The organism is Geobacter sp. FeAm09 (genome assembly GCF_008330225.1).
In the GTDB taxonomy this organism is placed as follows: domain Bacteria; phylum Desulfobacterota; class Desulfuromonadia; order Geobacterales; family Pseudopelobacteraceae; genus Oryzomonas.
In genome coordinates this window covers 3,307,841-3,330,298 of sequence record NZ_CP042466.1, presented here as the reverse complement: position 1 = coordinate 3,330,298, position 22,458 = coordinate 3,307,841, and the positions used below count along the sequence as shown (strand labels likewise).

Annotated in this window: 20 protein-coding genes and 1 pseudogene; 17 read left to right on the top strand and 4 right to left on the bottom strand. The window is 63.5% G+C overall.

Going from position 1 to position 22,458, the window contains the following annotated elements; genetic code table 11:
* The first annotated feature begins 25 nt into the window (after positions 1 to 25).
* From FO488_RS15750 to FO488_RS15725, 6 genes are all read left to right on the top strand, one after another.
* Positions 26 to 238: an RNA-binding S4 domain-containing protein gene (locus FO488_RS15750; RefSeq protein ID WP_149211430.1), complete on the top strand. Its 213-nt coding sequence runs from the start codon at positions 26 to 28 to the stop codon at positions 236 to 238.
* Positions 239 to 353: 115 nt separating this feature from the next.
* A complete protein-coding gene (gene hemE / locus FO488_RS15745; protein ID WP_149211429.1) occupies positions 354 to 1,379 on the top strand; it encodes a uroporphyrinogen decarboxylase in 1,026 nt (341 codons plus the stop codon).
* A gap of 27 nt (positions 1,380 to 1,406) precedes the next feature.
* The gene (locus FO488_RS15740; RefSeq protein ID WP_149211428.1) at positions 1,407 to 1,760 is read left to right on the top strand and encodes a VOC family protein; all 354 of its coding nucleotides are present in this window, start codon (positions 1,407 to 1,409) and stop codon (positions 1,758 to 1,760) included.
* 186 nt (positions 1,761 to 1,946) lie between these two features.
* Positions 1,947 to 2,417 carry a WbuC family cupin fold metalloprotein gene (locus FO488_RS15735; RefSeq protein WP_149211427.1) on the top strand — a complete coding sequence of 157 codons (471 nt, stop codon included), beginning with the start codon at positions 1,947 to 1,949 and terminating at the stop codon, positions 2,415 to 2,417.
* An 11-nt stretch (positions 2,418 to 2,428) separates the two neighbouring features.
* Entirely contained in the window at positions 2,429 to 3,040 is a 612-nt protein-coding gene (locus FO488_RS15730) for a hypothetical protein (RefSeq protein ID WP_149211426.1), read from the top strand.
* Positions 3,041 to 3,314: 274 nt separating this feature from the next.
* The gene (locus FO488_RS15725; protein ID WP_149211425.1) at positions 3,315 to 4,619 is read left to right on the top strand and encodes a pyridoxal phosphate-dependent aminotransferase; all 1,305 of its coding nucleotides are present in this window, start codon (positions 3,315 to 3,317) and stop codon (positions 4,617 to 4,619) included.
* Between the two features lie 90 nt (positions 4,620 to 4,709).
* On the opposite strand, the gene FO488_RS15720 is transcribed toward FO488_RS15725, so the two are convergent.
* Positions 4,710 to 4,901: a twin-arginine translocase TatA/TatE family subunit gene (locus tag FO488_RS15720; protein ID WP_149211424.1), complete on the bottom strand. Its 192-nt coding sequence runs from the start codon at positions 4,899 to 4,901 to the stop codon at positions 4,710 to 4,712.
* A gap of 235 nt (positions 4,902 to 5,136) precedes the next feature.
* Between FO488_RS15720 and FO488_RS15715 the strand changes: the two genes are divergently transcribed.
* Entirely contained in the window at positions 5,137 to 6,834 is a 1,698-nt protein-coding gene (locus FO488_RS15715; protein WP_168206066.1) for a methyl-accepting chemotaxis protein, read from the top strand.
* On the top strand, positions 6,827 to 7,837 hold the full coding sequence (locus tag FO488_RS15710; protein WP_149211422.1) for a DUF3187 family protein: 1,011 nt from the start codon (positions 6,827 to 6,829) through the stop codon (positions 7,835 to 7,837). The genes FO488_RS15715 and FO488_RS15710 overlap by 8 nt, the downstream gene beginning before the upstream one ends.
* Before the next feature lie 198 nt (positions 7,838 to 8,035).
* Here the strand turns inward: FO488_RS15710 and FO488_RS15705 are convergent, their stop codons facing one another.
* The 3 genes and pseudogenes from FO488_RS15705 to FO488_RS20710 form a co-directional block, all read right to left on the bottom strand.
* Positions 8,036 to 8,563 (bottom strand): 3-isopropylmalate dehydratase small subunit 2, encoded by a 528-nt coding sequence (locus tag FO488_RS15705; protein ID WP_149211421.1) that lies wholly within the window; start codon positions 8,561 to 8,563, stop codon positions 8,036 to 8,038.
* Positions 8,564 to 8,762: 199 nt separating this feature from the next.
* A complete protein-coding gene (locus tag FO488_RS15700; RefSeq protein ID WP_149211420.1) occupies positions 8,763 to 10,046 on the bottom strand; it encodes a 3-isopropylmalate dehydratase large subunit in 1,284 nt (427 codons plus the stop codon).
* Positions 10,047 to 10,155: 109 nt separating this feature from the next.
* Positions 10,156 to 11,045 (bottom strand): annotated as a pseudogene (locus tag FO488_RS20710) (LysR family transcriptional regulator).
* A gap of 218 nt (positions 11,046 to 11,263) precedes the next feature.
* On the opposite strand from FO488_RS20710, the gene larB reads away from it, so the two are divergent.
* From larB to argB, 9 genes are all read left to right on the top strand, one after another.
* Positions 11,264 to 12,013 carry a nickel pincer cofactor biosynthesis protein LarB gene (larB, locus tag FO488_RS15690; protein WP_149211419.1) on the top strand — a complete coding sequence of 250 codons (750 nt, stop codon included), beginning with the start codon at positions 11,264 to 11,266 and terminating at the stop codon, positions 12,011 to 12,013.
* A gap of 1 nt (position 12,014) precedes the next feature.
* Positions 12,015 to 13,202: a nickel pincer cofactor biosynthesis protein LarC gene (larC, locus tag FO488_RS15685; RefSeq protein WP_149211418.1), complete on the top strand. Its 1,188-nt coding sequence runs from the start codon at positions 12,015 to 12,017 to the stop codon at positions 13,200 to 13,202.
* The gene (locus FO488_RS15680; RefSeq protein WP_149211417.1) at positions 13,199 to 14,449 is read left to right on the top strand and encodes a competence/damage-inducible protein A; all 1,251 of its coding nucleotides are present in this window, start codon (positions 13,199 to 13,201) and stop codon (positions 14,447 to 14,449) included. The genes larC and FO488_RS15680 overlap by 4 nt, the downstream gene beginning before the upstream one ends.
* A gap of 260 nt (positions 14,450 to 14,709) precedes the next feature.
* Positions 14,710 to 15,711 carry a recombinase RecA gene (recA, locus tag FO488_RS15675; RefSeq protein ID WP_149211416.1) on the top strand — a complete coding sequence of 334 codons (1,002 nt, stop codon included), beginning with the start codon at positions 14,710 to 14,712 and terminating at the stop codon, positions 15,709 to 15,711.
* Positions 15,712 to 16,026: 315 nt separating this feature from the next.
* Positions 16,027 to 17,181, top strand: coding sequence for a type IV pilus twitching motility protein PilT (locus FO488_RS15670; RefSeq protein ID WP_149211415.1), 1,155 nt, complete (start codon positions 16,027 to 16,029; stop codon positions 17,179 to 17,181).
* Entirely contained in the window at positions 17,168 to 17,650 is a 483-nt protein-coding gene (locus tag FO488_RS15665; protein ID WP_149211414.1) for a regulatory protein RecX, read from the top strand. Before FO488_RS15670 ends, FO488_RS15665 begins: the two co-directional genes overlap by 14 nt.
* A gap of 39 nt (positions 17,651 to 17,689) precedes the next feature.
* On the top strand, positions 17,690 to 20,326 hold the full coding sequence (gene alaS / locus FO488_RS15660; RefSeq protein WP_149211413.1) for an alanine--tRNA ligase: 2,637 nt from the start codon (positions 17,690 to 17,692) through the stop codon (positions 20,324 to 20,326).
* Positions 20,327 to 20,363: 37 nt separating this feature from the next.
* On the top strand, positions 20,364 to 21,464 hold the full coding sequence (locus FO488_RS15655; protein WP_149211412.1) for a hybrid sensor histidine kinase/response regulator: 1,101 nt from the start codon (positions 20,364 to 20,366) through the stop codon (positions 21,462 to 21,464).
* A gap of 87 nt (positions 21,465 to 21,551) precedes the next feature.
* A complete protein-coding gene (gene argB / locus FO488_RS15650; protein ID WP_149212221.1) occupies positions 21,552 to 22,430 on the top strand; it encodes an acetylglutamate kinase in 879 nt (292 codons plus the stop codon).
* The last annotated feature ends 28 nt before the right edge of the window (positions 22,431 to 22,458 follow it).

Here is a 22,458-nt window from a genome sequence, read left to right as displayed (position 1 = left end):
GTCCGGGGCGGCGGGAAAGGGATACATGTCTTTTCAGATTACGGGCGAGCACATCAAGCTGGACAGCTTTCTCAAGGCGGTCAACGCCGTGGGGTCGGGCGGAGAGGCGAAGCTGATCATCGGGGAGGGACTGGTGCGGGTGAACGGCGCCGTCGAAGTGCGCCGGGGGCGCAAGCTCCGCCCCGGCGACCGGGTGGAGCTGAATGGCCATTTCTTTCTGGTGGAGGGAGAGCGGTGATTGGCGCCCCGGGGCGGCGCAACCGCAAATTGATTTGACTTTTCCGGTGGTGTCGAACTAAAATCCCCCTCTATTTTACAGTTTTACCTGCAGTCATCACGTTCAGGGAGATGATATGAATACACGTTTTCTCGATGCTTGTTGGGGTAAGCCGGTGGACCGTACGCCGGTCTGGCTGATGCGCCAAGCGGGCCGCTACCTGCCGGAATACATGGCGGTGCGCTCGAAATGCACCTTCCTTGAATTGTGCAAAACGCCGGAACTGGCGGCCGAGGTGTCCATCCAACCGGTGGACATCCTGGGGGTTGACGCCGCCATCCTGTTCTCCGACATCCTCACGCCGGTGGAACCGATGGGGATGAAGCTGGACTTCGTGCCGGGGCCGGTGTTCGAACACCCGGTCAGAAGCATGGCCGACGTGGAGCAGCTCCGCATCCCGCAGATGGAGCAGGACGTGCCCTACGTCCTGGAGACCATCAGGATCCTCCGCCGTGAGCTGGCCAACAAGGTGCCGTTGATCGGCTTCGGCGGTGCTCCCTTTACCCTGGCCTGCTACATGGTGGAAGGCAAGGGGTCCAAGGATTTCGCCCAGATCAAGCGTATGATGTACGCCGCGCCCGATGTCTATGCGGCCCTCATGGAAAAAATCACCATGATGGATATGGAATATCTCAACGCCCAGATCAAGGCCGGGGCCCAGGCCATCCAGATATTCGATACCTGGGGGGGCATCCTGTCGCCGTCGGATTACGAAACCTATGTCCTTCCCTATACCACCAAGCTGATTAACGGCCTCAACCGGCTGGAAACGCCGGTGATCCACTTCGTCAAAGGCTCCGGCGCCATGCTGGAATCGGTCAAAAAGGCCGGCGGCGACGTCATGGGGCTGGATTGGCACGTGAACCTGGGCACGGCGCGTGACGTGCTCGGCCAGGGGATGGCGGTGCAGGGGAACCTGGACCCGACCGTGCTCTACGCGCCGAAGGAGGTCATCGAGGCGGAGGTCAAGCGGGTCCTGGACGAAAACGCCGGCCGGCCGGGGCACATCTTCAACCTGGGGCACGGTATCCTGCCGACGGTCCCCCCGGAGAACGCCATCCACATGGTGGAGTGCGTGCACCGGCTGTCGCAGAAGGCCTGACCGGCCATCGGGGGAAAAGGGGTTTTCATGGCCGTAACGATGAAAAATGTCGTGGTCTTCGTCACCGATCTGGCCAAGGCCAAACGGTTCTACGCCGAGCTGCTCGGCCTGCCGGTTGCCGGGCAGAGCGAGATGATGATGGAGTTCTTTCCCGGGGCGCCCGCCACCTTGGGCGTGTCCCTGGCGCTGCACGAAGATGCCCGCCGGCTGGTGGGACGCCATACCGGCATCACCCTGCGGGTTGAAGGGATCGAGGCGCTGTGCGAATCCTTGCGGGTCGGCGGCGTGACCTTCGTGGAGCCGCTGGAGTCGAGCCCCTGGGGCAAGATGGCGGTGGTCGCCGATTTTGACGGAAACCAGCTCGCCCTGGTGGATCGCTGAGCCAGAGTCCTTGAAACGGCGCCGCTGAGGCGCAAGATAAAAAAACAAGGTTTTCAACAGGTGTGGAGGGGATGCGCAGGATGATTTTTATCCGGTGTATCCCCTTCATCCCTGTTGAGGTTTCTTCTGCCCGCCTCTGTGGTTGCGGCGGGACGCAGGCCTTGCGAATCATGGAGAAGGGGATAGATGAAGATAGTCACCACCGACCTGCTGCGCCAACTTTCCGAACAAGCCCGCACCTCCCCGCGCCTGCGCAAGAATCACAACATCCATCGCCGTGACGAGTCCCGATGCCATCGCCTCCTGAATGCCGTCGAACCGGCCACGTACATCCGCCCCCACCGCCACCTGGACCCGGAGAAAGACGAGGCCTTCATCCTGATGAGCGGCACGCTGGGCATCGTCACCTTTGCCGACGACGGGGCCGTTGCGGAAACGGTCCTGCTCTCGCGGGAACAGGGCACCCTTGCCGCCGACATCCCCTCCGGCACCTATCATACGGCGGTGAGCCTCGAGCCGGGAACGGTCTTCTACGAGGCCAAGGCCGGACCCTACCTGCCGCTCGGCGACGCCGAGAAGGCGGCGTGGGCGCCCGGCGATGATGAGCCCGGAGCGCCTGCGTATCTGGAACGGCTGAGAGAACTCTTCACAAGGTGAGGCTCTCGGCGATGAAGAGTTGCGCCCTGGCGCTGGCCCTGCTGCTTCTGGGGGCCAGCCCGGCGATTTCCCAGCAGCAGATGCGCCCGTACAGCGGCATCGGCGTCCTGCTCCTGGCGGTCGAGCACGGCGGAGACGGCAGCCGGCAGGAGCCGCTTTATCTGTACGAGGAGCCGGCCGTCCGGCGCATGGGGGCCCTGGACAGCGGCCGCCCACCTTCCTACGAGTGGCTCTTCACGGGAAACGCTTCCGGGGTGCCGTTGATCGTGACGGCCCGCAAAGGGGAGTGGTTGCGGGTTGCCTATGACGACGCGGGCCGACAGGGGTGGCTGGAACCGCGGCAACGGGGGGCTTTCCAGTCGTGGAACACCATGCTGAAGGGGCGGTCGTGCCGGTTGCTGCCCGGACTGCGCAAGCAGTATTACCAGATATTCCGGCAACCGGGCAAGCTGCCTCTGGCGCTGCCGGCGCTGGCGAAGCAGCCTTTCAGGGTCGTCAAGCTGGACGGCGACTGGGCGCTGGCCATGCCGGACCAGAGCACCCTCGGCTGGCTGCGCTGGCGGGATGAGGATGGGCGGCTTTTGATCTCCGTGGGCCTGGACCCCGGCTCACAAAAACATTGACGCTCACAGGTTGGGTGTGGTATAGAAAAAAACCTATGTTTACCATGATGACCGCCATTGCAGCAGCACGAGCTATCAGCGCCGCGGCGAGCGACGCCGCTGGAGTGAGTTCTGCCCGGTGATCATGAATATGATCGGAATACCTTTACCAGCCGTGGGCAGAGAAGCCCGCGGCTTTTTTGTTTGTGTCGCGCCTGGCCGCCCCGTTCGCGGCCAGGCGGGAATGACTGCGATGATAGAGATGCATGTACCTATACATTGAGAGGAGACAGCTATGCGTATCGATCTGGTAAGCCCCGGGACGGGGGAGTTGACCTACGAGATCCGCAATATTGTCAACGTGGCTGAAAAGCTGCAAAACCACGGCGTGAAGATCAACTGGGAGAATATCGGCGACCCGATCGTCAAAGGGGAGGCGATCCCGGCCTGGATGAAGGAGATCGTGGCCAAGGCGGTGGCGGACGATGCCACCTGGGGCTATTGCCACACCCGCGGCGTGCTGGAAACCCGCGAGTTCATCTGCGACATGACCAACCGGCGCGGCGGAGCCCAGATCACCCCGGAGGACATCATCTTCTTCAACGGCCTGGGGGACGCCATTGCCAAGATCTATGGCTGCCTGCGCCCCGAGGCCCGCGTGCTGATGCCCTCCCCCTCCTACACGACCCATACCCTGGGGGAGATCGGCCATGCCCATGCCGCTCCCGCCCTCTTCCGGCTCAAGCCCGAGGACAACTGGTATCCCGATCTGGATGACCTGCGCAACCATATCAAGTACAATCCCAACATCTGCGCCATCATGATCATCAATCCCGACAATCCCACCGGCATGGTCTATACCGAGAAGACGCTGCGCGAGATCGTGGCGGTGGCCCGGGAGCACAACCTGTTCATCATCGCCGACGAGGTCTACACGAACATCGTGTACAACGGCGAAACCGCCGTGCCGATCTGCGACGTGATCGGCGATGTTCCGGCCATCTCGTTGAAGGGGATTTCCAAGGAATTCCCCTGGCCCGGTTCGCGCTGCGGCTGGATCGAGGTCTACAACGGCCACGAGGACAAGCAGTTCCAGAAATACGTCAACCTGATCCTCACCAGCAAGATGAACGAGGTCTGTTCCACGACCCTGCCCCAGACCGTGATTCCCACCATCATGCAGCACCCCGGCTACGCCGGCTACCTGGCGGAGCGCATCGCCAGCTACGAGAAGATGAGCAACATTACCTACGACTTCCTCAAAGAGGTGCCACAGCTCCAGGTCAACCGCACCAACGGCGCATTCTACATGGCCGTGGCGTTCAAGGAGGGGCTTTTGACCAACCGCCAGTCGGTCCCCATCGCCAACAGCGAGGTGCGCGACCTGGTGAACGGCCTGGTCAACCAGCCCGGCGTCTCCCCGGACAAGCGCTTCGTCTACCATATCCTGGCGGCAACCGGCATCTGCGTCGTGCCGCTCTCCTCGTTCTCCACCCCGTTGCAGGGGTTCCGCGTCACGCTGCTGGAGAAGGACGAGAACGAGTGCCGCCGCATCTACAGCACGCTTGCGGAGAAGATCGCCGAATACCTGGCGTCCTAGTTTCCGTCCTGGGAAAACGGGGAGAAAAAAAGGGGGAAAGGCATCAGGCCTTTCCCCCTTGGTAGTTCATTCGGGACCGACAAACCGCCATCAGGCTTTTTTGTCGTCCTCGCCCTCCTTCTTGGGCTTGATCTCGATCTCGTCCTTCCCTTCGGACGCCTTTTTGAAATTGCGGATACTCTTACCCAGGGCACCGCCGATTTCGGGAAGCTTCCCCGCGCCGAATACGACCAGAACGATGACCAGTATGATTATCAGTTCGGGCATGCCAAATCCAAACATGTGATCCTCCTAAAACATTCGGTAAATAGTTGTGTCAGTATCGCACCGGTGCACAAAAAAATCAAGCATTGCTGAAGCCCTGTCGCGGGGTTGTCCGACGGTGCGGGCACACGGCGCTGTTTTTTTTCCATCCCTTTGAAATTAAAGATATTGTTTGCTCCTCATTCGTTGACAGCCCGTGGTCGGCATGATAAAAACGATGAACTTCACATCGTTTCGCAAGGGTGGGCATTATATGTCTGACGAACGGCAGGCAAGCTTGTCGGCAATCAATGGCAGGATGGTGGTCGTTTCACTGGTTGTGGCGATCGTGGCGGCGTGCGGCCTGATGGCGGCCGGAGGCGGTGGCGTCCCGGCCATTGCCGCCGTCGTTGTTACGGCGCTCTTCAGTTCGCTGGCGTGTGCCCGGATTGTGGCCGGGGGGGTTGCCGCCGCCCGCCGCGAACAGCTCGCCATGGTGGAAAAGCTCGGCCTTGCCGGCGAGTTGTCCGGCTATGTGGAGGAAAACGACGACCTGAGATCCCTCATGTCCCGCAGCAGCTTTGTCCTGGAGATGTTGGACGCGCGCTTATGCGAGCACCGGCAGCTTCTGGCCCAGATCGTCGCGGCGGAGGAAAACCTCAAGGTCGTCATGCACAGCCTGTCCATCAGCGATGAGAAGGAACTGGTCCAGGTGCGCGATGCCGTGACCGCCATGGAGAGCATGGACGGCGCCTTTGCCACGGTGATCGGGGACATCGACGAGTTGTCGGGGCGCAGTGCCGAGCAGGAAAGCCTGTCCACCAAGATGAGCACGACCACCGACGGCATTGCCGACAATATCAACCAGTACTCCAGTTTCGTCATCGAGACCTCCAGTTCCATCGAGCAGATGGTTCGCGCCATCAGGGAGATCGCCGATAATATCCGTGGCCTGTCCGCCTCGACGGAGGAGACCGTCTCGTCCATCAACCAGATCAGCGTTTCCCAGGCCAAGGTGCGCAACAATGCCGAGCGCGGCGCCCTGGCTTCAGAAAACGTCCGCGAGCAGGCCCAGCACGGGTTGCGGAACATGGCCGCCACGCTCCGGGCAATGCAGGAGATCGAAAAGAGCAATGTGGAATCCTTTGACGCCATCAACCGTCTTTCGCGGTATTCGGCCCGTGTGGGGGAATTCCTCAACGTCATCCAGGAGGTGGTGGAGCAGACCAAGCTCCTCTCCCTGAACGCCTCGATCATTGCTGCCCAGGCCGGCGTGCGGGGGCGGGCGTTTGCCGTCGTCGCCGAGGAGGTCCGCTCCCTGGCCTCCCGCACCTCGGCCTCCACGCGGGAGATCGAGGAACTGGTGCGCAATATCCAGAAGGAAACCGCCGCGGTGCAGCGTTCGGTAACCCAGGGGAAAGACAAGGTCAAGGAGGGGGTGAAGATCTCTTCCCTGGCCAACGACGCCCTGGTGAAGATCGAGAAGAGCGCCGACGAGGCCTCCCACATGGTGGCACGGATTGCCGCCGAAGCGGCGGAGCAGACGGTCGGCATCCAGCGGATCACCGAAGAGGCCGAAAAGAATCTGGAGCGGGTCCAGCAGATCACCCTGAGTACGGAAAACCAGCAGGAGGGGGCCAACCTGATCGTCAGAAACCTGGAGCACATGCGGGACCTGGCCCAGCGCATCAATATGACGGCCCAGGAGCAGGCCAGGGAGAACCGTCTCTATCTGCAAGGGGTCATCGAGCACAACGAGCGGACCAAGGGGCTGAAGGAAAACGTCTACCGCCAGTTGGTCGTTGCCGAAAAGGCGGTTGAAGCCGTGTGCAAGGTGGACGACATGATCTCGGCCAATACCTCGGAAACCCGGAGGATTCTGGGGGCCGTCACGGCCCTGACGGGGGTGATCGACCAGCACCGCGGCGAGACGGGTGCCGAAGCGGGTGAAGGGGTGGTAAGTTATGAATGACAGAATACTGGCGGCGTCCCTGCTCCTGCTGTTGGCCGTGGCCGGGCCGGCTGCGGCCGAAGACATGGAGATCACCCCCTTCCGCACCGTCAATCAGAGTCCGCTCGTACAGATCTTCGGGCTTCCCGCGCAGTCGGAGGCCACGGTCGTCCCCTCCGGGCAGACCGTGGTCAGCCTGGTGCAGGATGTTGCCAGCGACTACACCGTCAGCGCCACCTCCCGCGAGCAGATCCACCTGGACGGCGAATCCTACCGCTGGACCCTGGCGGCCCGCCGCGGTTTCGGCGGACGCTTCGACGCGGGGGTGGAGATCCCCTATGTGCTCTACGGCGGCGGCTTTCTGGACAGTTTCATCGTCGAATGGCACAAGTTTTTCGGCCTGCCCCAGGGGGGGCGCGACAGTGCCCCGAAAGGGCGGCTGCTCTTCAGCTATACCAAGGACGGCGTCCAGAAACTCAAGATGGACCACGCCGGCTCCGGCCTCGGCGATATCAGCCTGACAGCGGGCATGCAGCTCTACGAGGCGCGGGACGGGGAATCCCACGACAGCCTGGCGTTGCGGGCAGCCCTCAAGCTGCCCAGCGGCGACAGCAATTCCCTGCGGGGCAGCGGCAGCACCGATGCCAGCCTGGCCCTGTGCGGCAGCATGAACAACTTCACCGAATGGGGGGCGCTGGGGGTCTTCGGCTCCGTGGGGGGGATGGCCATGAGCGACGGAGATGTGCTGCGCGACCAGCAGCAGCACCTGGTCGGCTTCGGCACCGTCGGCCTGGGGTGGGGACCCTGGTCGCGGGTCTCCTTCAAGTTCCAGCTCAACGCCCATACAGCCTTCTACCGGGGGAGCGACCTGGATGAGCTCTCCAAGCCATCCTTCATGCTGGTCTCCGGCGGGGCGATCAGGCTCCCGGGCGATTACCGGCTCGACATCGGCGTTTCCGAGGACGTGGCGGTCGCCACCGCGCCGGATGTGGCCTTTCACCTGGGGGTGAGCAAGCAGTTCTGAGTCCGGGAGGTTGTTGAAAAACAGCCATCTCGCCGCGTCCTCGAAGTCCCTTTTGTGCGGCGTAGCGCAGCTACGCCTCCGCAGGGCCTTCTGCGGGCGCGACGATCTGACTATTTTTGAACAACCTGAGTTTTTCAGCAGCTTGTAGCCCCGCTTTTGGCGGGGCTTTTTCGTTGATGGGGGGATGATGGCGCTGGATCAGTAGTTCTTGTCGGCGTAATCGACCCAGCCGCCGGCCAGCACCAGGGCCTTGTCAAAGGGGGAGAGGTCGAAGGCGAAGGTTTTCTGTTTGCCGCCGCCGCTCATGGTCAGGCTCTGGGCCTCGATGTCGATGCTGATGGCGGCATCGTCATCGCCGGCGTGGGAGAAGATCAGGTCCAGATCCGCCTTGGGCAGCTCGATGGCGGCCATGCCGCAGTTGAACATGTTCTGGCGGAAGATGCGGGCAAAGGACTCGGCGATCACGGCGGTGATGCCGTTGACCTCGAACACCCAGGGGGCATGCTCCCGGGACGAACCGCAGCCGAAATTGGCGCGGGAGACGACCACCCGGGCGTTTTTCGTTTTCGGCCCCTTGGGGTCGAAGCCGGGCAGCTTCAGGTCTTCCAGGATGTAGGGTTTCAGGTCTTCCTTGGTGATCTCGGTCAGGTACTTGGCCGGGATGATCTCGTCGGTGTTGATGTCGGAACGGTCGAGGAAGAGGGCCGGGCCTCCGAATGTTTTCATATGGTCAACTCCTTGAAAGATAAATTCTCTAAAATTTTAAATCCGCCACAGAGACACGGAGACACAGAGGACGTCAAAACCAAAACTGATATGGCTCTAACATACTGGAACGGCTGGAAGTGCACGTCTGGTATTTGATGTCAGGTCTCCTCCGTGCTCTGTGTCTCTGTGGCAGGTGTTCGCTTGTACGGTTTTATGTTTACAGATACTTCCGTGGGTCGGCGATCTTTCCTTCGATGGCCGAGGCCGCCGCGGTGGCCGGCGACATGAGGTGCACCATGCCCCCCTTGCCCATGCGCCCCATGAAATTGCGGTTGGTGGTGGAGGCGCAGACCTCGCCTTCGGCCAGGACGCCGTTGCTCATCCCCAGGCAGGCGCCGCAGGTGGGGTTGGTGATGCAGAACCCGGCCGCCATGAAGGTGTCGATCAGCCCTTCGTGCAGGGCATCCTGGTAGATCTTCGGCGTGGCTGGCGAGAGGATGCCGCGCACCGTGGGGGCGATCCGTTTCCCCTTCAGCACGTTCGCCGCGATGCGCAGGTCCTCCAGGCGGCCGTTGGTGCAGGAGCCGAGGTAGACCTGGTCGAGCGGCGTGTCCGGCAGGTCGGCCACGAACTTGACCTGGTCCGGTTTGTAGCCGAAGGTGGATATGGGCTGGAGCGTGGTGACGTCGATTGCGATCACCTGGTCGTACTCGGCGTCGGGGTCGGCGGCCCACCGGGAGTAGTCGGCCAGCGCAGCCTCCTTGGAGGCGAATTCCCTCTGGATGAAGGGCCAGAGGAACTCCACGGTGGTGGCGTCGGGCTGGCAGATGCCGGAGGTGCCCCCCGCCTCGATGGCCATGTTGCACAGGGTCATGCGGGATTCCATGGACATGGCGCTGATCGTGTCGCCGTGGAACTCCATCACCCGGTCCGTGGCGCCGTTGACGCCGATCTGGCCGATGATGTGCAGGATGACGTCCTTGGCGTAGACCCCCTTGGGCAGGGCGCCGGTGACGTTGAACTTGATGGTTTTGGGCTGACGGAAGGCGCAGACCCCTTTCAGGATGCCCACCTCCAGGTCGGTGGTGCCGATGCCGGCGGCAAAGGCGCCGAACGCGCCGTGGGTACAGGTGTGGGAGTCGCCCATGATGACCGTGTTGCCGGGGCGGATGAAGCCTTTTTCCGGGAACAGGGCGTGGCAGACGCCGTTGGCGCCGATATCGAAGAAGTCCTTGATGCCGTGGCGACGGGACCAGTCGCGCAGGATCTTGGCCTGGGTCGCGGTCTTGCTGTCCTTGCTGGGGGTGACGTGATCGATGACGGCCTTGATCCTGGACGGATCGAAGACCCGGTCCTTGCCGCGCCGCACCAGGTCGTCGATGGCGATGGGGGTGGTGATTTCGTGGCACAGCACCACGTCCAGTTTCAGCACCTTGGTGCCGGGGAACGGTTCCTCGACCAGGTGCGCCTCAAAGATCTTTTCCGCTGTGGTTTTACCCATGGGTTCATACCTCGCTCAAATCTGTAATGGTTTCCTGTATACCTTATTCTTTTCGCCAATAAAAGCAGTATCTGGTGACGTTGCCATCGCGAACGGCGATGGCAAAAGCCTATGCCGCCGGTTGCCTGAGGTGATCCACCAGGAGCCGGGCGGCGGCGTGCAGGGCACCATAGGAGCGGACGCAGAGCTTCAGCTCTCGGTGGGCCCAGGGTTCATCGAGGGGCACGGGACGGATGCGCAGCCCTTTGAAATAGGGCTTGGCGGCGCCCTTGGGCACGATCCCGATACCCAGGCCGGCCTCCACCATGAGGCAGAGGGCATCGAAGCTGTTCACCTGGATGCGCAGCTTGGGGGTCCGGTCCAGTTCCTGTGCGGCCCGCAGGACCTGGTTGTGGAGGGCGCTCCCCACGGTCAGACCGACGAAATCGAACTCCAGGGTCTCCCGGAAGGAGACGGCCCGCTTTCGGGCCAGGGGGTGATCCTTGGGGGTGATGACGATGAGCTGGTCCGAGTGGTACGGCAGGAACTCCAGGTCCTGGCGGTGGGTCCCCATGGTGATGATGCCCACGTCCGCCCCCCCTCGGCGACGGACTTCATGATGGTCTCGCTGATCGCACCCTCCAGGTGCACGTGTATCCGGGGGTGCAGGTCCGTGAACGACCGGATCTCCGCCGGCAGGAACTGGTTGATGGCCGAGATGTTGGCGCACAGCCTGACGTGGCCGCGCACACCGCTGGAATATTCGCTGATCTGCATGTAGAGGTTGTTCAGATCGTGGAGCACCTCCCGGGCAAGCTGCAGCAGGGTGATCCCGGCATCGGTCGGGGCGACCCCCTTGTTCGTCCGGCGGAGCAGCGGGGTCCCGAAGCCTTCCTCCAGTTCGCTGATGCGCTTGCTGACGGCCGAGGCGGCGATGTGCTCCCGCTGCGCCGCCCCCGCGATGGTGCCCTCTTCCACGATGGCGACGAACAGCTTGAGTGACAAGGGGTCGATGATCATGGCGACTCGCCGGTCCGCCCTATTCCCGCCGGCCTGGGCCGCCGGGTTTCCCGGACCGGGTATAACAGTAAACCAATAGCCGGACCTGCATCAACAGTTTTATCCGCAGCCTTTTCCCCGGGGAACCCCGGAGGTCTCTTGTCGCAATTTGCGGAAATTTCAGGTGGAAAGCGTTGGGGGCGTGGTGTATAACCATAGATTCGAGAGGTAACGCAACCATGACACCCGATCAACTGAAACTATTGCTGGACTCCGTCAAGGAGGGGGCCGTCCCGGTGGAGGAGGCCCTTGAGCGCCTGCGGCACCTGCCGTTCCAGGACGTGGGGTGCGCCCAGGTGGATCACCATCGGGAGTTGCGCCAGGGCATGCCCGAGGTCATTTTCGGCGAAGGGAAGAAAGACGAGCAGATCATCGACATCATGGGCGCCATGGCGGAAAACGGCAGCAACGTCCTGGTGACGCGGATCGATGCGGACAAGGCACAGCGGATCCAGCGGACCTTTTTCGGCGCCCTGTACCACGCCAATGCCCGGTGCCTGACCCTGGAACAGCGGCCGGCGGAGATCAGGGGGAGGGGCACGATCCTGGTGATCTCGGCCGGGACCTCCGACCTGCCGGTGGCGGCCGAGGCGCTGGTCACGGCCCGTTTTCTGGGCAACGAGGCCGAGCACGTCTACGACGTGGGCGTGGCCGGCATCCACCGCCTGCTGGCCCGGCGCGAAGAGCTTGCCGCCGCTTCGGTGATCATCGTGGTCGCCGGCATGGAGGGGGCGCTCCCCTCGGTGGTGGGCGGGCTGGTGGACAAGCCGGTCATCGCGGTGCCGACCTCCATCGGCTACGGCGCCGCCTTCGGCGGCATCGCGGCGCTTCTGGGGATGCTCAACTCCTGCGCCGCGGGGGTCACGGTGGTGAACATCGACAACGGTTTCGGCGCGGCCTGCGCCGCGAGCCTGATCAATCGGGTATAACATGACCATCGTCTACTTCGACTGCCACGCCGGCATCTCCGGCGACATGACCGTGGGGGCGCTCCTGGACCTGGGGGTGCCGTTGGCACACCTGCAGACCGAGCTGGCCAAGCTCCCGCTCCCCCCCGGTTCCTACGCCCTCTCAGCCCGCCGCACCGAACGGCGCCACATCCCGGCGCTGAAGTTCGACGTGGCCGTGCACGACCACCACAGCCACCGCCACTACGGCGGCATCGACGCCATGATTGCCGAAAGCCCCCTTGCCGATGCGGTCAGGGAACGGGCGCGGCGCATCTTCCGCCGCCTGGCCGAGGCCGAGGCCACGGTGCACGGCGTAGCTATCGAAGAGGTCCACTTCCATGAGGTTGGGGCGGTGGATTCCATCGTCGATATCGTCGGCACCGCCATCTGCCTCGATTACCTGGGCGTTGCGGAGGTTCATGCCGCGGCATTGCCCCTGGGGGGCGGCTTTGTGGAGACCGCCCACGGCCGCCTGCCGGTGCCGGCCCCGGCCACGGCCCACCTGCTGCAGGGCCTGGCCGTGCATGGCGACTGCGGCGCCGGTGAGCGGGTCACCCCCACCGGCGCGGCGGTTGTCGCCGCCCTGGCCGCAGGGACGGGGCAGATGCCGGCCATGCGCCTGGAACGGATCGGCAGCGGCGCCGGCGGCAAGGATTTCGCCGATTGCCCCAACATCCTGCGGGCCTTTCTCGGCACGGCTGACAAGGAACAGGGGGGCGGCGACCCGGTGGTGGTGGCCGAGACCAATATCGACGACTCCACCCCTGAGGTCCTGGGATACGTGATGGAGCGGCTTTTGGCCGAGGGGGCGCTGGATGTGTTCTTCACGCCGGTGCAGATGAAAAAGAACCGCCCGGCAACGCAGCTCTCCTTCCTCTGCCGGCCGGAGGGGCTGGAGAAGCTGGCGCGCCTGGTGCTGACCGAGACCTCGGCCATCGGCCTGCGCCACTACGCCGTCGGCCGCATCATTCTGGAGCGGCGGCTGGAGGAGTGCCAGACCCCCTTCGGCCCCGTGCGTTTCAAGCTGGTCTTCGATGGCGGGCAGTTGTTGCGGGCGGCCCCGGAATACGAGGACTGCCGCCGCATCGCCCGGGAACGGGGCATCCCCTGCCGTGAGGTCATGGAGCAGGTGGTGGCGTGGCGACATGTCGGAGGGGAGGCGTCGTGAGGATCTCCACCCTGAGCATCGGCAGCGAGCTGATCTGCGGCGAGGTGACCGATACCAACGCCGGGCACATTGCCGGGCAGCTGCTGGAATGCGGCCTTCGCGTGCTGCGCCACATGGCCGTGGGGGATTCGGAGCCGGATATCGGCGAGGCCCTGGATGAACTCGCCCTGAAGAGCGACGCCGTCATCGTCACCGGCGGCCTGGGGCCCACGGTGGACGACGTGACGGCCCTGGCCGCGGCCCATGCCACCGGCCGGCGCCTGGTGGTCAACGAGGAGTTGAAGGAGCATATCCGCAGTTTCACCGCCAAGCTGGGGGGAGGGCACGCCTCCGACCGGCAGGCCATGATCCCCACCAAATCGACGATCATCCCCAACCCGACCGGGACCGCCTGCGGTTTCCATTTCATCCACGGGGGGTGTTTTTTCTTTTTCCTGCCCGGCGTCCCCTCCGAGATGGAGCGGATGCTGAGCGAGACGGTGCTGCCCTTTCTCTGCGAACGGGTGATGCACCGGCAGGTTATCCTCTCTTCGTTCCTGAACGTCTACGGCCTTTCCGAACCGGAGGTGGACGGGCTGCTCAAGGGGGCCTTCGCCGGCAACCATGCACTGCGGATGAGCATCTGCGTCACCTTCCCCTGGATACGCGTGACCCTGCGGGCCGACGGGGATACGGAGACCGCGGCTCGAACCTGTCTCCAGGATGCGGTGGCACTGGTACGGGAGCGGCTGGGCAGCGCGGTTTTTTCCAAAGGGCATGAAACCATGGAGCAGGCCGTGGCCGGGCTCTTCGGCCGGCGCGGCCTGACCCTGGCCCTGGCCGAATCGTGTACCGGCGGCCTGATCGCCAAGCGGCTCACCGATGTGCCGGGCAGTTCCGCCTTTTTCCTGGAAGGGGCGGTGACCTACAGCAATGGTGCCAAAGAACGCCTCTTGGGGGTGCCTCGGGAGATCCTGGATACCCGGGGGGCGGTCAGCCCCGAGTGCGCCGCCGCCATGGCCACGGGGGCGCGCGCTGCGGCGGGGAGCGATGTGGGGCTGGCCGTGACCGGTATCGCCGGGCCGGACGGCGGCACGGCGGACAAGCCGGTGGGCACGGTCTTCATCGCCCTGGCGGCGCCGGACGGCTGCTGGACCAGGGGATTCAGGTTCGGGGGCGACCGGGATGACGTGCGCACCCTGACCGCCTGGACGGCCCTGGACTGGCTGCGGCGCTATCTGGCGGACGGCAGCCCGTTTCCCCCGTGAACCGGGGGAAAGTATGTGCCACGGCGGCCCCGGGCACCTACAGGTGACGAAAGCGCACGGCGCATCCATCCGGGGGCATGGGTGATCCACCCTTTCGACGAATGGTTTTGGCAATGAATTCGCCCTGTTCCCGACGCCTTTGCGGTCCCGTGGCTTGACTGCCGTTTCAAGGATAAATCCTTGCGGGAAAAGCGCCGGATATGATACCGTAGCAACCCCCATTCATCCACGTTCATCCCACTTTCAGGAGACATGCAACCATGCAGGAAAAAAACAAGGCGATTGAACTGGCCCTGAGCCAGATCGAGAAACAGTTCGGCAAGGGCGCCATCATGCGTTTGGGCAATGACGAGGTGTTGCCGGGCGTGGAGGCGATCTCGACCGGCGCCATATCCCTGGACATGGCCCTGGGAGTCGGCGGGGTCCCCCGCGGCCGGGTGGTGGAGGTCTACGGTCCGGAATCCTCGGGCAAGACCACCCTGGCGCTGCATATCGTGGCGGAAGCCCAGAAGACCGGCGGCATCGCGGCATTCGTGGATGCGGAGCACGCCCTGGACATCGGCTATGCCCGCAAGCTGGGGGTCAAGACCGACGACCTGCTGGTATCCCAGCCCGACACCGGCGAGCAGGCGTTGGAAATCGCCGAAACCCTGGTGCGCAGCGGCGCCATCGACGTGCTGGTGATCGACTCGGTGGCGGCCCTGGTCCCCAAGGCCGAGATCGAGGGGGAGATGGGGGACTCGCACGTAGGGCTCCAGGCGCGCCTCATGTCCCAGGCCCTGCGCAAGCTGACCGGCATCATCAGCAAATCCAACTGCTGCGTGATCTTCATCAACCAGATCCGCATGAAGATCGGCGTCATGTTCGGCAACCCCGAAACGACCACCGGCGGCAACGCACTCAAATTCTACGCCTCGGTGCGCATGGATATCCGCAAGATCGCCACCCTCAAGCAGGGGGACCAGGTGATCGGCTCCCGCACCCGCGTCAAGGTGGTCAAGAACAAGGTTGCCCCACCCTTCAAGGAGGTCGAGTTCGACATCCTCTACGGCGAAGGCATCTCCCGAACCGGCGACGTACTGGACTTGGCGGTGGACAAGGGGATCATCGAAAAGAGCGGTGCCTGGTTCTCCTACGGCAAGGAGCGGATCGCCCAGGGCCGGGAGAATTCCCGCACCTGGCTGACCGAACATCCCGAGACCCTGGCCGAGATCGAAGGGAAGCTGATGGCGCTGGTCAAGGGACCGGCCCCCGCCGAATAAAAAGCCGCATCCCGTCTTCACGGCATCTTTGCCCCGGCCTCAATCGCAAAATCCGTAGGCGTTGAGCTGCTACGCCTGCGGTTTTGCTCAATCGGCCAGGTCAAATCTACCGCAAATCCGGGCGCGGCACTCACGGCAGTTGTTTGCGAACGACCTCTGACAAGCTGTTGAAAACACAGGTTGTTCAAAAATAGTCAGATCGTCGCACCCGCAGGAAGACCCGAGGAGGCGTAGCAGCGCTACGCCGCACGAAGGGGCTTTCGAGGACGGCGGCGAGATGGCTGTTTTTCAACAACCTTCTTTGCGGAGGCATGCATGGATCTGGACGAAATTCTGACTATCGCCGTCAAGGCCAAGGGCTCGGATATCCATATCAAAACCGGCCTGCCCCCCATCGTGCGCATCGACGGGCGGCTGCACCCCATTCCCAACACCCAGCGCCTCTCGCCGGATGTGGTGGTGGACATGTGCCAGGCCATGATGAACGACCGCCAGCGCCGCCTGTTCGAGGAGAACTCGGAAGTGGACCTGGCCTATGCCGTGCCGGGGCTGGGGCGTTTCAGGGTCAGCGCCTACCGTCAGCGCGGCACGGTGGCCATGGTCTTCCGTACCATCTCCTTCACCATACCGACGCTGGACGGCCTGAACCTGCCGCCGGTCCTGAAGAAGATCTGCCAGGAGGAGCGCGGCCTGATCCTGGTGACCGGCACCACCGGCTCCGGGAAGTCGAGCACCCTGGCGGCCATGATCGATTTCATCAATCAGAACCGTACCGCCAACATCATCACCATCGAAGACCCGGTGGAGTTTCTCCACCGCGACAACAAGAGCATCATCAGCCAGCGGGAGGTGGGCACCGACACGCCGAGCTTCTCTGCGGCGCTCAAGGGGGCCCTGCGCCAGGACCCGGACGTGATCCTGGTGGGCGAGATGCGCGATTACGAAACCATCGAAACGGCCATGACCGCCGCCGAGACCGGCCACCTGGTCATGTCCACCCTGCACACCATGGATGCGGCCGAGACCATCAACCGCATTATCGGCGTGTTCCCCCCGTACCACCAGCGCCAGGTGCGCATCCAGCTGTCCGGCATCATCAAGGGGGTCATCTCCCAACGGCTGGTGCCGCGGGCCGACGGCAAGGGGCGCGTCCCGGCCGTGGAGGTCATGCTCGGTACGGCCAGGGTCAAGGAGTACATCGACGACAAGGAAAAGACCAAGCAGCTCCACGATGCCATCTCCCAGGGATTCGTCACCTACGGCATGCAGACCTTCGACCAGTCGCTGATGAAGCTCTACACCACGAACCTGATCAGCTACGACGAGGCCTTGCGCCAGAGCACGAACCCGGACGATTTCGCCCTCAAGGTGTCCGGCATCTCCTCGACCTCGGACGCATCCTGGGAAAGCTTCGAGACCCAGGAGGACGAGGCCGGCGAGCCGCGGAAGCTCGACATTGAAAAATTCTGAACCGGCGTCCCCGGAACGGGCCTTTCAGGATGGGCTGAAGCTCCTTGCCGCACGGGATTACACGACGGCGAAGATGCGCGGGAAGCTGGCGCGGCGGGGATTCGACGAAGGGACGGTTGAAGGGGCGGTGGCCCGCCTGGAGAGCCAGGGGTGGCTCAATGATCGCCGTTTTGCCGAGCGTTTCGCCGAGACGGCGGTGAACGGCGGCCGTTTTTTCGGCCCGCGTCTGCGCCAGGAGCTGCGCCGCCACGGGGTGCCGGCCGAGTTGGTGGAGGAGGCGCTGGGACGCCTGCGCCAGGAGCGCGACGAGCAGGACGACCTGCGGTCCGTCATGGAACGCAGGTTCCCCGGCTTCTCCTTTCCCGCGGCCGACGACCGGGAGCGGCGCCGGGTCGTCGCCTTCCTGCAGCGCCGCGGTTTCGGGCTCGGGGCGATCATGAAGATTTTGAAAGCTGAAGTAATTGACTGAAAACCAAAATTACCATTGCTGTTGCATATGAGGAGACCCATGACAGGGAATGAGATTCGCGCGCGTTTTCTGAAATTTTTTGCCGACCGGGGGCATACGGTGGTGTCCAGTTCGGGGATCATCCCCAAGAACGACCCGACGCTCATGTTTACCAATGCCGGCATGAACCAGTTCAAGGACTGTTTCCTCGGGATGGAAAAACGGGACTACACCCGGGCGTGCAGCTCGCAGAAATGCGTGCGCGCCGGCGGCAAGCACAACGACCTGGAAAACGTGGGGCGCACGGCCCGCCACCATACCTTCTTCGAGATGCTGGGCAATTTTTCCTTCGGCGATTACTTCAAGAAGGAGGCCATCGCCTTTGCCTGGGAATTTCTCACCAGGGATCTGGGGCTGGACAAGAACCGCCTGTACGTGTCCGTGTACAACGACGACGACGAGGCCGCCGACATCTGGCATCTTCAGGAGGGGGTCCCCCGGGAGCGGATCTTCCGTTTCGGCGAGAAGGACAACTTCTGGTCCATGGGGGACACCGGTCCCTGCGGTCCCTGCTCGGAGATCTTCTACGACCAGGGGCCCGAGGCGGGGTGCGGCAGCCCTGATTGTACCGTGGGCTGCGACTGCGACCGCTATATGGAGATCTGGAACAACGTGTTCATGCAGTTCGACCGGTCGAGCGACGGCGTGCTGACGCCGCTGCCCAAGCCGTCGGTGGATACGGGCATGGGGCTGGAGCGGATCTCGGCGGTCATGCAGGGGGTCATCTCCAACTACGATACCGACCTGCTTTTGGGCATCATCAGGCACGTGGAGCGGCTGTCGGGGAAAAAATACGGGGCCAACGAGAAGGACGACGTCTCCATGCGGGTCATCGCCGACCACTCGCGGGCGACGACCTTCCTGATCTGTGATGGGGCCCTGCCGAGCAACGAGGGGCGCGGCTACGTGCTGCGCCGCATCATGCGCCGGGCCGCCCGCCATGCCAAGATGCTCGGCTTTGCCGAGCCGATGCTCTACCACACGGTGGACGCGGTCCGCGACATGATGGGCGACGCCTACCCGGAACTGCTGGAGCGGGAGGCCTACATCAAGAAGGTGGTCCTGGCCGAGGAGCAGCGCTTCGCGGAGACCCTCGACCGCGGCCTGGCCATCCTGAACGACGAAGTCGCCTCCCTGCGCGGTGCCGGGAAGAGCGTCATCCCAGGCGACATCCTCTTCAAGCTGTACGACACCTACGGCTTCCCCACCGACCTGACCGCAGATATCGTGGAGAGCGAGGGCTTCACCATCGACGAGGCCGGCTTCGAGACCTGCATGGAGAAACAGCGGGAACAGGCCCGGGAGCACTGGAAGGGGTCGGGAGAAGAGGGGATCGCCCAGGTGTTCAAGGAGCTTCACAACCGCGGCGTGCGCAGCACCTTCGTGGGGTACGACGAGATGTCGGTCTACGGGCCGGTGCTGGCCATCGTCAGGGACGGGGTCGAAGTTGACTCCGCAGCCGCCGGCGAGTCGGTCGGGATCATCACGGAAACGACCCCCTTCTACGGCGACTCCGGGGGGCAGAAGGGGGACGAGGGGGTCATCTCCACCGGCAATGCCCACCTGGAGGTGCGCGCCACCAGCCGTCCTTATCCGGATCTGATCGTGCACCACGGGGTGGTGAAGGAGGGGGCGCTCAAAAAGGGGGACGCCGCGGACCTGAAAGTGGCCCAGCCCACCCGCAACGCCACGGCCCGCAATCATACCGCCACCCACCTGCTCCAGTCGGCCCTGCGCCAGGTGCTGGGGGACCACGTCAAGCAGGCGGGATCGCTGGTCTCCGCCGAGCGCCTGCGTTTTGACTTCACCCACTTCTCCGCCATGACCGCCGACGAGATCCGCCGGGTGGAGGATATGGTCAACACCTACATCATGGGCAACGATCAGGTGACCACGAACCAGATGCCGATAGCGGAAGCCATCGAGGCCGGGGCCACGGCGCTGTTCGACGAGAAGTACGGCGACACGGTGCGCGTGGTCAGGGTCGGCGACGTCAGCATGGAACTGTGCGGCGGCACCCATGTGCGCGCCGCCGGGGACATCGGACTGTTCAAGATCGTCGCCGAGACCGGCATCGCCGCCGGGGTGCGCCGCATCGAGGCGCTGACCGGCACCGGCGCCCTGGCCCTGGTCCGGCAGATGGAGGATGAGCAGCGGGCCGTGGCCGCGCTGCTCAAGGCCGAAGGGGGCAACCCCCTGGAACGCCTGGAACGGCTCCTCGCCCGCCAGAAGGAACTGCAGCGGGAGGTTGAAGCCCTGCAGGGCAGGCTCAATGCCGCCGCCTCGGGCGACCTGCTCGCGCAGGCTGTGGAGGTGCGGGGCATGAAGCTGTTGGCCGTCAAGGTGGCGGTGGAGGACGTCAAGGCGCTGCGCGATCTCTCCGATACCCTGAAGGACCGCATCGGGGAGGGGGTCGTGATCCTGGGCGCCGCCATCGGGGGCAAGGCCAACCTGCTGGTGGCGGTCACCAAAGGCCTGACAGCCACGGTCAAGGCCGGTGATATAATCAAGCAACTGGCGCCCCTCATCGGGGGGAGCGGGGGGGGCAAGCCCGAACTGGCCCAGGCCGGCGGCTCCCAGCCCGAGAAGCTCGAAGAAGCCTTGGCTGCCGCCGCGCAGGTGCTGGCGGGACCATAATCCGAACGGGTGAACAGGTCGCAACATGACTTTGCAGATGCAGCATAACGAGGGCCTCCAGCCGTCGAACAAGCCGGAAACGGTCCTTATCGTGGACGACGAGCAGGTTATCCGCGAACTGTGCGAAAAGGTCCTCAAGGAGTATCGCATCCTTCAGGCCGGCAATTGCGCAGAGGCGCTGCAACTCTATCAGCAGGAACATTGCGACCTGATCCTGGCCGACGTGATGATGCCGGGGGGGTCGGGCATCGACCTGCTCAGCCAGGTAAAGAGCCTGGACCCCAACGCGGTCGTGATCATCATGACCGGGTTTTCCCAGAAGGAGATCATCCTCAATGCCCTCAAGGAGGGGGCGGACGACTTCATCAACAAGCCCCTCAACCTGCTGCAGCTCAGGACCGCCGTAGAAAAGTCCCTGGCCAGGAAGCGGCTCAGGGAGGAGTTGGCCAGCCTCAAACGGCTCGACCGCTTCAAGAGCAACTTCCTCTCCCTCATCTCCCACAAGCTGCGTACGCCGATCACCGCCATCTCGCTCTTTCTCCAGAACGTGGAAAGGGGGATCTACGATCAGAACGACCAGATATTCCGCCAGAATATCAAGCTCGTCAACAACGAGGTCGAGTATCTGGGACGCCTGGTGTCGGACCTGCTCTCCTTCAGCAAGGTCATGGAGGGACGCGAGGGACTGAGCCTGGAGCCGTGCGACCTGAACAGCATCCTGGTGGAGGTCATCGGGGCGTCGGAGCGCAAGGAGGGGATCGAGACGGAGTTCCACCCATCGCCCCTGCCCGTGCTGCAGCTTGACCGGGGGAAGATCACCTTCGCCTTTCAGCAGGTCATAGAAAACGCCTACAAGTTTTCCGGCGAAACCGGGCAGGTGTCCATCACGCTGCGCAGCACCGGAGACGCTGTGCACGTGGCCGTCGCCGATACCGGCATCGGCATCCCCCGCGACGAGTTGTCCAAGGTCTTCGAGAAGTTCTACCAGGCAGACCCGGACAATGCCGGCCAGGTGCGGGGCTTCGGGCTGGGGCTGTTCTACGCCCGCGAGTTCGTGCGCCAGCATGGCGGTTCCATCACCATCGACAGCGTGCCGCAGCAGGGGAGCACGGTCACGGTGACGTTGCCCTTGCAATAACCTTTTGAGATTTTGCCTGCTTTACGGTAAACTGCCTCCTTTACGGTCGGCAGTTTTATTTATTGAGGGATCAAGGTACGCGCCATGATGGAACACCTGATAGGGAAGGCCAATACGCTGATGGAGGCGCTGCCGTACATCAGGCGTTTTTCGGGAAAGACGTTCGTCATCAAGTACGGCGGTCATGCCATGGCCGACGAGCGGCTGAAGGCATCCTTTGCCCTGGATGTGATCATGCTCAAGTCCCTGGGGATCAATGCGGTCATCGTGCACGGCGGCGGCCCGCAGATCAACCAGACCCTCAAGCGCTATGGGATCGTCTCCGAATTTGTCCGCGGCATGCGGGTCACCGACGCGGAAACCATGTCGGTGGTGGAGATGGTGCTGGTCGGCCAGGTGAACAAGGAGGTCGTGGGCTACCTGAACCAGCACGGCGGCCGCGCCGTCGGGCTTTCCGGCAAGGACGGCACCCTGCTTCTGTCCAAAAAGCTGCTCCAGGAGATCAAGACGGAGGACGGCTCCCACGAGACGGTGGACATCGGCTATGTGGGGGACGTGGTCAAGGTCAACACCGACCTGATCAAGACCCTGGAGAGCGGGAGATATCTGCCGGTGATCGCGCCGGTGGGGGTCGGGCCCGAAGGGGAGAGCTACAACATCAACGCCGACCTGGTGGCCGGCCGGGTGGCGGCGGCCCTGAACGCCGAGAAGCTGATCCTCCTGACCGATATCGAAGGGGTCAAGGACAAGAGCGGCACCCTGCTCGGCAGCATCGCCGTGGCCGACATGCACCGCCTGATCGAGGAAGAGGCCATTACCGGCGGCATGATCCCCAAGGTGGTCTGCTGCGCCGACGCCCTGAACGAAGGGGTCAAGAAGGCCCACATCATCGATGGCCGGGTGGAGCACGCGGTGCTGCTGGAGATATTTACCGATGGCGGCATAGGCACGGAAATCGTGAAATGAAAAGCGCCTTTTCCGCCATGCCGGCGTT

Coding starts and splice junctions, on each gene's coding strand:
- FO488_RS15750 (WP_149211430.1), top strand. CDS start 26: ATGTCTTTTCAGATTACGGGCGAGCACATCAAGCTGGACAGCTTTCTC.
- FO488_RS15725 (WP_149211425.1), top strand. CDS start 3,315: ATGCGTATCGATCTGGTAAGCCCCGGGACGGGGGAGTTGACCTACGAG.
- hemE (WP_149211429.1), top strand. CDS start 354: ATGAATACACGTTTTCTCGATGCTTGTTGGGGTAAGCCGGTGGACCGT.
- argB (WP_149212221.1), top strand. CDS start 21,552: ATGGAACACCTGATAGGGAAGGCCAATACGCTGATGGAGGCGCTGCCG.
- FO488_RS15655 (WP_149211412.1), top strand. CDS start 20,364: ATGCAGCATAACGAGGGCCTCCAGCCGTCGAACAAGCCGGAAACGGTC.
- larC (WP_149211418.1), top strand. CDS start 12,015: ATGACCATCGTCTACTTCGACTGCCACGCCGGCATCTCCGGCGACATG.
- FO488_RS15735 (WP_149211427.1), top strand. CDS start 1,947: ATGAAGATAGTCACCACCGACCTGCTGCGCCAACTTTCCGAACAAGCC.
- FO488_RS15720 (WP_149211424.1), bottom strand. CDS start 4,901: ATGTTTGGATTTGGCATGCCCGAACTGATAATCATACTGGTCATCGTT.
- FO488_RS15740 (WP_149211428.1), top strand. CDS start 1,407: ATGGCCGTAACGATGAAAAATGTCGTGGTCTTCGTCACCGATCTGGCC.
- FO488_RS15705 (WP_149211421.1), bottom strand. CDS start 8,563: ATGAAAACATTCGGAGGCCCGGCCCTCTTCCTCGACCGTTCCGACATC.
- FO488_RS15700 (WP_149211420.1), bottom strand. CDS start 10,046: ATGGGTAAAACCACAGCGGAAAAGATCTTTGAGGCGCACCTGGTCGAG.
- alaS (WP_149211413.1), top strand. CDS start 17,690: ATGACAGGGAATGAGATTCGCGCGCGTTTTCTGAAATTTTTTGCCGAC.
- FO488_RS15730 (WP_149211426.1), top strand. CDS start 2,429: ATGAAGAGTTGCGCCCTGGCGCTGGCCCTGCTGCTTCTGGGGGCCAGC.
- FO488_RS15715 (WP_168206066.1), top strand. CDS start 5,137: ATGTCTGACGAACGGCAGGCAAGCTTGTCGGCAATCAATGGCAGGATG.
- larB (WP_149211419.1), top strand. CDS start 11,264: ATGACACCCGATCAACTGAAACTATTGCTGGACTCCGTCAAGGAGGGG.
- FO488_RS15670 (WP_149211415.1), top strand. CDS start 16,027: ATGGATCTGGACGAAATTCTGACTATCGCCGTCAAGGCCAAGGGCTCG.
- recA (WP_149211416.1), top strand. CDS start 14,710: ATGCAGGAAAAAAACAAGGCGATTGAACTGGCCCTGAGCCAGATCGAG.
- FO488_RS15710 (WP_149211422.1), top strand. CDS start 6,827: ATGAATGACAGAATACTGGCGGCGTCCCTGCTCCTGCTGTTGGCCGTG.